The organism is Flavobacterium sp., from assembly GCF_030146175.1.
GTDB lineage: Bacteria > Bacteroidota > Bacteroidia > Flavobacteriales > Flavobacteriaceae > Flavobacterium.
The window spans coordinates 1-8,333 of sequence record NZ_JASLCE010000113.1 but is presented as its reverse complement, the minus strand read 5'-3'; the positions used below and the strand labels follow the sequence as shown (position 1 = coordinate 8,333).

At 41.2% G+C, this 8,333-nt stretch carries 8 protein-coding genes; 6 read left to right on the top strand and 2 right to left on the bottom strand.

Going from position 1 to position 8,333, the window contains the following annotated elements; genetic code table 11:
* The 6 genes from Q1R07_RS12985 to bshA all read left to right on the top strand — a co-directional run.
* On the top strand, nucleotides 1-994 hold a 994-nt coding region (locus Q1R07_RS12985), incomplete at its 5' end, for a (Fe-S)-binding protein (RefSeq protein ID WP_300491005.1).
* Between the two features lie 42 nt (nucleotides 995-1,036).
* On the top strand, nucleotides 1,037-1,828 hold the full coding sequence (locus Q1R07_RS12980; RefSeq protein ID WP_136404174.1) for a (Fe-S)-binding protein: 792 nt from the start codon (nucleotides 1,037-1,039) through the stop codon (nucleotides 1,826-1,828).
* A 2-nt stretch (nucleotides 1,829-1,830) separates the two neighbouring features.
* Nucleotides 1,831-2,313 (top strand): ABC transporter ATPase, encoded by a 483-nt coding sequence (locus Q1R07_RS12975; RefSeq protein WP_300491002.1) that lies wholly within the window; start codon nucleotides 1,831-1,833, stop codon nucleotides 2,311-2,313.
* 79 nt (nucleotides 2,314-2,392) lie between these two features.
* Complete coding sequence (locus Q1R07_RS12970) at nucleotides 2,393-5,296, top strand: glycoside hydrolase family 3 N-terminal domain-containing protein (protein ID WP_300491001.1); 2,904 nt, start codon at nucleotides 2,393-2,395, stop codon at nucleotides 5,294-5,296.
* Nucleotides 5,297-5,316: 20 nt separating this feature from the next.
* Nucleotides 5,317-5,772, top strand: a complete 456-nt coding sequence (locus Q1R07_RS12965; protein ID WP_300490999.1) for a DUF1801 domain-containing protein — start codon at nucleotides 5,317-5,319, stop codon at nucleotides 5,770-5,772.
* An 83-nt stretch (nucleotides 5,773-5,855) separates the two neighbouring features.
* Nucleotides 5,856-6,989 (top strand): N-acetyl-alpha-D-glucosaminyl L-malate synthase BshA, encoded by a 1,134-nt coding sequence (bshA, locus tag Q1R07_RS12960; RefSeq protein ID WP_300490996.1) that lies wholly within the window; start codon nucleotides 5,856-5,858, stop codon nucleotides 6,987-6,989.
* A gap of 36 nt (nucleotides 6,990-7,025) precedes the next feature.
* Here bshA and Q1R07_RS12955 read toward each other — a convergent pair whose 3' ends face one another.
* Both Q1R07_RS12955 and Q1R07_RS12950 read right to left on the bottom strand, forming a co-directional pair.
* Nucleotides 7,026-7,520, bottom strand: a complete 495-nt coding sequence (locus Q1R07_RS12955; RefSeq protein WP_300490992.1) for a hypothetical protein — start codon at nucleotides 7,518-7,520, stop codon at nucleotides 7,026-7,028.
* A gap of 99 nt (nucleotides 7,521-7,619) precedes the next feature.
* Nucleotides 7,620-8,333 (bottom strand): hypothetical protein (locus Q1R07_RS12950; protein WP_300490990.1); only part of this gene is annotated, 714 nt, incomplete at its 5' end.

The following is an 8,333-nucleotide window of genomic DNA, read 5'->3' as shown; positions in this document are numbered from 1 at the left end:
GTTCGAAGTATTGGCCTTTTTAGTGATTGTAGCGATTGCGACGTTTTATATCCGAAGAAATATCATCAAATTAAAACGTTTTATCAGCAATGATTTAACGGGATGGCCAAAAAGCGATGCGAACAATATTTTATATTTCGAAACCGTATTAATGGTTTTATTCCTGGTTTTAAATGCGGCCGATTTGCATTTACAAACATTAGGCGTAGGACATTATAGTCAGGCGGGAGCTTTCCCGGTTTCGCAATTTATCGCGCCGATCTTTAACGGAATTTCCGAAAACATCGTCGTATTGATCGAAAGAGCGGCTTGGTGGTTGCACATTGTAGGAATCCTGATCTTCCTGAACTACCTGTACTATTCGAAACATTTACATATTCTATTGGCTTTCCCAAATACCTTTTTTGCCAACCTGAAACCACAGGGACAGTTTGACAATCTGGAATCGGTTACCAAAGAAGTAAAATTAATGATGGATCCGAATGCCGATCCGTTTGCAGCAGCACCGGCAGGTGAAGAACCGGTACATTCCAAATTCGGAGCCAGCGATGTTCAGGATTTAAACTGGGTTCAGTTGCTAAATGCGTATACCTGTACAGAATGTGGACGTTGTACGTCGTCATGTCCGGCAAACCAAACCGGTAAAAAGCTGTCACCAAGAAAGATTATGATGGATACCCGCGACCGATTGGAGGAAGTAGGGAAGAATATCGATACCAATAAAGGCGTATTTGTACCGGATGGTAAATCGTTGTTAAACGACTATATTTCAACAGAAGAACTATGGGCTTGTACCTCTTGTAATGCCTGTGTGGAAGAATGTCCGGTAAACATCAGTCCGCTTTCCATTATCATGGACATGCGTCGTTACCTGGTAATGGAGCAAAGTGCCGCACCGATGGAGTTAAACAGCATGATGACCAACATCGAAAACAACGGAGCGCCTTGGCAGTACAACCAGATGGACCGTTTGAACTGGAAAGACGAAAACTAATTAAAAAACAAACCTTGCAGTATTGCAACTAGTATAAAAGATATGTCAGCAAATTTAGTAGTTCCTACAATGGCCGAAATGATGGCAGAGGGAAAACAGCCGGAAGTCCTGTTTTGGGTTGGTTGTTCGGGAAGTTTTGACGATAGAGCGAAAAAAATAACCAAAGCGTTTGTAAAAATATTAAACCAGGCCAACGTATCCTTTGCCGTATTGGGCACGGAAGAAAGTTGTACCGGTGATCCGGCAAAAAGAGCCGGAAACGAATTCCTGTTCCAAATGCAGGCCATGATGAATATTGAAGTGATGAATGCCTACGAAGTGAAAAAAGTCGTAACGGCATGTCCGCACTGTTTTAATACCATCAAAAACGAATACCCGGAATTGGGCGGTAGCTACGAAGTGGTGCACCATACCCAGTTTTTAAAATCCCTTTTGGACGACGGACGTTTAACCATTGAAGGCGGACAGTTTAAAGGCAAAAAAATCACCTTCCATGATCCGTGTTATTTAGGACGAGCGAATAATGTTTATGAAGCACCACGTGAGCTAATCCAAAAACTGGATGCGGAATTAGTGGAAATGAAACGTTCCCGTGCCAACGGACTTTGTTGTGGAGCCGGAGGAGCGCAGATGTTTAAAGAACCTGAAAAAGGAAATAAAGATATTAACGTAGAGCGTACCGAAGATGCGCTGGAAACCCAACCGGAAATCATAGCAGCCGGTTGCCCGTTCTGTAATACCATGTTGACCGACGGTGTGAAATTTAAAGAAAAAGAACACGAGATCAAGGTAATGGACGTGGCAGAATTAATTGCTAATGCCAAAGATTTATAATTATGTACGTACCTTTTGATACTATGCCTGAAGAATCCCGAATCTGGATTTATCAGGCCAACCGAAAACTTAGCGACGACGAAATGCAGGAAATTGAAGCCGCTTTGGAAGAATTTGTTTCCAATTGGGCGGCTCATGGAACCGGTCTGGAAGCTTCGTTTATCACCAAATACAACCGTTTTATCATTTTAACGGTTAATCAGGAGAAACAAGCGGCAACAGGCTGTTCGATCGATGCATCGGTTCAGTTTATACAGGATCTGGAAAAGAAATATGAAATCGACCTATTGGACAAAATGAATGTAACCTTCCGTTTAGGGGACTTTATTGCACACAAGCCGTTGATTGAGTTTAAGAAGATGGCCAAAGAAAAAGCCGTATCCGGTAACACTATTGTTTTTAATAACTTAGTGAATACGCTGGGAGAGTGGCAGGAATTTTGGGAAGTTCCGGCTAGCGAAAGTTGGCATAGTCGTTTCTTCTAAACGAAAAATAAAAATACTAGCATTTAAAATCATCACGCAACGTTGCGTGATGATTTTATTTATTTAAAAAATTAAGTTAATGAGATACCCTGTTTTTCTACTGTTATTAATTGGTCCGCTTATTTTTGCGCAAAGTCCCAAACCTGTTTCCCATTATTCTGAGGAAAGAGAAAAAACCTGGGTGGACAGCATTTATAACAACCTGAATTTCGAAGAAAAATTGGGACAATTATTCATGGTTGCAGCCTATTCGAATAAAGATGCCGCTCATGTTAAATCGGTCGAAAAGCTAGTAACCGATTATGGCGTGGGTGGATTGATCTTTTTTCAGGGTGGTCCGATGCGACAGGCAAAACTGACGAACTATTACCAGTCGAAAGCAAAAGTGCCGCTTTTTATGGGTATTGATGCCGAATGGGGATTGAGCATGCGATTGGATTCGACCTATCGTTATCCATGGAATATGACATTAGGTGCGGTTCAGGATTTAAAACTGATCGAAAAAATGGGGCAGCAAATGGCGATTCAGGCCAGACGAATGGGCTTGCATTTTAACTTCGCTCCGGTTTTGGATATCAATACCAACCCGAAAAACCCGATTATTGGAAACCGTTCGTTTGGCGAAAACAAAGAGAACGTAACCAAAAGAGCTTTGGCCCTGATGAAAGGAATCCAAAGTGAAAATGTCTATGCGACCGGAAAACACTTCCCGGGACATGGAGCAACCGAAAACGATTCGCATTATACCTTACCGTTAGTCAATGCTACCCGCGAACAGCTCGAAGATGTCGAGTTTTATCCGTATAAAAAACTGTTTCGGGAAGGATTGTCCAGTGTGATGGTAGCGCATTTGAATGTGCCGAGTCTTGAGCCACGACCGAATTATCCGAGTTCGATATCCTATGAAGTTGTTACCAATGTGCTGAAAAAGAAACTTGATTTCGACGGACTTATTTTTACCGATGCGCTCAACATGAAAGGCGCGAGTAATTTCAAACAACCGGGCGATATCGATCTGGAAGCCTTTTTAGCAGGAAACGACATCCTTTTGTTTGCTGAAAATGTACCGGTTGCAATCGAAAAATTCTGTCAGGCGTATAACGATTCGATATTATCGGACGATAGAATCGAATATTCGGTTAAGAAAATCCTGAAATACAAATACAGAATCGGATTGAATCATTACAAACCGATTGATATGAATAATCTGGTGAAAGATCTGAATGCGCCGGAATACGACGATCTCAATTACCAGTTATATGAAAATGCCGTTACGGTTTTAAAAACTACCGATAACGAACTACCGATTGGTGATTTGGAAAACGAACGAATTGCGTATATCAAGCTGGGAGACGATAAAAACGAAACCTTTTTAAATACGCTTCGAACGTATGCTCCGGTCACGGATATTCCACTGGATACGGTGCCTTTAATGCTGGAACAACTGCGAAATTATACCAAGGTCATCATTGGATTTCATAAAGCGGATGGCGCCTGGAAAAAGCACGATTTTACCCAAAAGGAACTGTCGATGCTTAACCTGATCGCTTCGAACAAAAATGTAACGCTAACGGTTTTTGCAAAGCCTTATACTTTATTGGCAATCGATAATTTCAATATTTTTAGAAACGTCGTATTGGCCTATCAAAACAACGATATCGCGCAAACCGTGGCGGCCGAAGTTATTTTTGGAGGAATCGGAGCCAAAGGAAAACTGCCGGTTTCGATTAACAACGCGTTTAAAGTAAACGACGGTCTCAAGACGCAGAAAATTAATCGCTTGTCGTTTACGACACCGCAAAACGTAGGAATGAACCCGGCTATATTGGCAAAAATTGATAAACTGGCACAAAAAGCCATTGACGGTAAAATGACACCGGGATTGCAGATCGTAGTCGCGCGTCATGGACGGGTTTTTTATCAGAAATCATTCGGGTACCGCGATTATAAAAACACCGATAAAGTGACCAATCAGGATGTATACGATTTGGCATCACTAACCAAAATTCTGTCGACTTTACCGAACATCATGCAATTGTACGATAAGAAAAAGATTGACATGAACACCAAACTAGGGGATATACTACCGGTTTTTGCGAATACCGACAAAAAGAACATCACTTTAAAAGATATGTTGACGCATCAGGCGCGTTTGCAGCCGTGGATTCCGTTTTATCAGGCCACGTTAGACAGTACAAAACATCCGTCTAAAAAATACTATCGCTATACCTATTCGCCGGATTTCCCGCTTCAGGTTTCCGAAAACCTGTATTTGCGTAAGGATTATTCCGATACGATTGTAAAAAGAATTGCAGATAGTAAGTTGCTACCGAAAAAAGAATACAAATACAGTGATTTTCCGTTTATCATCTTAAAAGATTATCTGGAAAAAACCAACCATACGACCTTGGATGTTTTGAGTGATACGGCTTTTTACAAACCATTGGGATCGGCCACGATGACCTATAATCCGTTGCGCAAAATGGATATGGATATCATTCCGCCAACCGAAAAAGACAACTATTTCCGTTATACGAAAGTGCAGGGTTATGTACACGATATGGGAGCCGCGATGCAGGATGGCGTAGCGGGACATGCCGGTTTGTTTGCCAATGCTATCGATGTGGCCAAAATGATGCAGATGTATCTTCAAAAAGGAAACTACGGAAACCATCAGTATTTTTCGGAAAAGACATTCGACGAGTTTAACAACTGTGCCTTTTGTAAGGAAGGAAACCGTAGGGGTATTGGATTTGATAAACCGCAACTTGGAAAAGAAGGCCCAACTTGTGGTTGTGTATCGATGACCAGTTTCGGGCATACCGGATTTACCGGAACGATGGCCTGGGCCGATCCGGAGAAAGATATCGTTTATGTATTCCTGTCTAACCGTACGTTTCCGGAGAGTACCGTAAACAAACTTTCAAAGGAAAATATTCGCGAAGATATCCAGAAAGTGATTTACGAAGCGATAACCGACTAAACCACCAAAAAATACAGTATATGCAATCAACAGCAACAACACCGGATGCGTATTTAGAAACATTGCCGGACGATCGTAAATCGGCAATGACCAAATTGAGAGAAGTCATCAATGCAAACTTGCCGGAAGGATTTCAGGAAGGAATGGGCTACGGGATGATGGGCTATTCGGTTCCGCATAGCACCTATCCAAACGGATACCATTGTGATCCAAAACAACCGCTTCCGTTTTTAGGGATTGCTTCTCAAAAGAACTTTATTGCGGTTTACCATATGGGGATCTATTCCGATAAAGACCTGTACGACTGGTTTGTCGCGGAATATCCAAAACACGTAAAAACCAAACTGGATATGGGAAAAAGCTGTATCCGTTTTAAAAAAATGGACACCATTCCGTATGAATTACTAGCGGAATTATTTACCAAAATGACGGTGGAAGACTGGATTACGCGCTATGAAACGATGCTGAAACGCTAACTTTTTCGTTTCGTTAATTTTATCTAAAAATCCGGATTACCTTACTTTTTTGCAGTACTTTAGTTCACTTTTAAAAACTAAAAATGAAAATTGCTATAGTATGTTATCCTACCTTTGGTGGTAGTGGTGTAGTGGCAACCGAGTTGGGTTTGGAGCTCGCCCGGAGAGGTCACGAAATTCATTTTATAACGTATAGTCAGCCGGTTCGATTGGCCTTGCTGAATCCCAATATCCATTATCACGAAGTACACGTACCGGAATATCCATTGTTTCATTACCAACCTTACGAACTGGCTTTATCCAGTAAGTTGGTCGATATGGTAAAGTTGCATAAGATCGAGCTTTTACATGTACATTATGCCATTCCGCATGCCTATGCCGGTTATATGGCTAAAAAGATGTTGGAAGATGAAGGAATCCGCATTCCGATGGTGACTACGTTACACGGAACGGACATCACGCTGGTTGGAAACCACCCGTTTTACAAACCGGCCGTATGTTTCAGTATCAATAAATCCGACGTGGTGACTTCGGTATCGGAGAGCTTACGGGATGAAACCTACCGCCTTTTTGATATCAAAAAAGAAATTGTGGTGATTCCGAATTTTATCGAAATTGATAAAAACAGGATTGATGAAAATTCCCCTTGCCATCGATCGTTAATGGCTACAAAAGAAGAAAAAATCATTACCCATATCAGTAACTTCCGAAAGGTAAAACGCATTCCGGATGTGGTGAAAATTTTCAACGAGATTCAGAAAGAAATTCCATCCAAACTAATGATGGTTGGCGACGGACCGGAAAAAGAAGTGGCCGAAAAATTATGTGAGGATCTGAATATTACCGACAAAGTAATTTTCTTCGGAAATAGTAGTGAGATCGATAAAATTTTATGTTACTCCGACTTATTCCTGTTGCCATCGGAAACCGAAAGTTTTGGTTTGGCCGCGTTAGAAGCTATGGCTTGTGGTGTGCCGATTATTTCGAGTAATTCGGGCGGATTACCGGAAGTGAACAAAGATGGTTATTCGGGTTACCTGAGCGATGTTGGTAATGTACAGGAAATGGCAGCCAATGCGATAAAAATCTTATCGGACGACGAAAAGCTGCTGACTTTTAAAAAGAATGCACTTGAAGCCTCCAAAGAATTTGATATCATGAATATACTTCCGCTTTACGAAAATCTGTATCGCAAAGCACTGGAAGATTTTGCATAAATTAAAAAAGGGTTGTCTCAGACAACCCTTTTTGTATTAGAAACGGTAACGAATACCTAATGCGATATCCGGACCGAAGTTATCACCTCTGTAATCGTCGTTAAAGTATAGCTCCGGACGGAAGTCTAGTGAAATCTGTAACGGAATATCGAATACATATTCGATACCAAGATCACCGGCAACGAATACAAAAGTACCGCTGTCTTTTACATCTACGTGGTAGTCATTTTCATAACTCCAGCTTCCGATTCCTCCACCAACACCGGCATACCAGTTAAAGCCACCGTCGATGTTCCAAACCCACTGGTACAAACCGCTAAGTTTGAAGGCATCTACATGCTTGCTGTTTCTCCATCCAAGGTCGACTTCTAAACGGTTATTTTTAGAAAGACCTCGCTGATAGGAGATCTCACCACCAAAACCATCGTTGTCGCCTAAACGCAGACCTAAAGCATTTTTAGAAATTTCCTGTGCTTGTGTGCCAAATGCTAATCCCATTAACATGAAGGCAGATAAAAATAGTTTCCTCATATAAAAAATTTTAACAATATAACCCTGCTGTTTGGTTATTAGTATAATTGTCTGCTTTATTTTAACAAACAATTTTATTGTATTGCAGGGTATTTTTTTTTAATTAATATGATAATCATCTAAGAATTCCTGTTGCGTCTGATTGCCTGAACTCGGTATAGGTAAAGGGATTCCGGCTGGAATACCACTGCTCAATGCATACTGTAAATTCGTATTGGTATGCACCACACCGATGTCTTTGGCGAAATACTGCGTTGAAACAAGAACGTCCTGTGAAGGTAATACTACAAAAGGTATGCCAAGATAAACGGTTGAGACCTGTAAATTTATGATTGTGTTAACAGCTTTTACATTGGTATAGGCGTCACCGTTGGGTGAAGTATAGTTTGGGAGCGTGGCTCCGGCAACGCTAGTGACCTTATATTGAATGGTTAACGGTAAATCCTGAATGGTTTGTTGTAAGGTTCCGGTGACGTTGCCCAATGTTTGTCCGGAGGTAGCATTTTCTTTAAAAATAATAAAATTATTTAGGCTAATCGCGATAGGGAGTCCGGTAAAAGCTTCCAGATCGAAGGTTCCCGAAGCCAATATCTGGTCGCCGGATTTACGAATTCCATTTTTATTTAAAGAATTGGAATAAAATCCAATCGGAAAATCTTTGGCTTTACATTTTTTATGAGGCGTACCGGAAATCAGGGTGTCATTGGCGATATAAAGCGAATCCCGCATGGCATCGACGGTATACGTCCAGTAATTATTGGTCGATAGTGGAAAATAATCAAAATTGGAAGGGGTGCTACCTGTTGTTTCTTC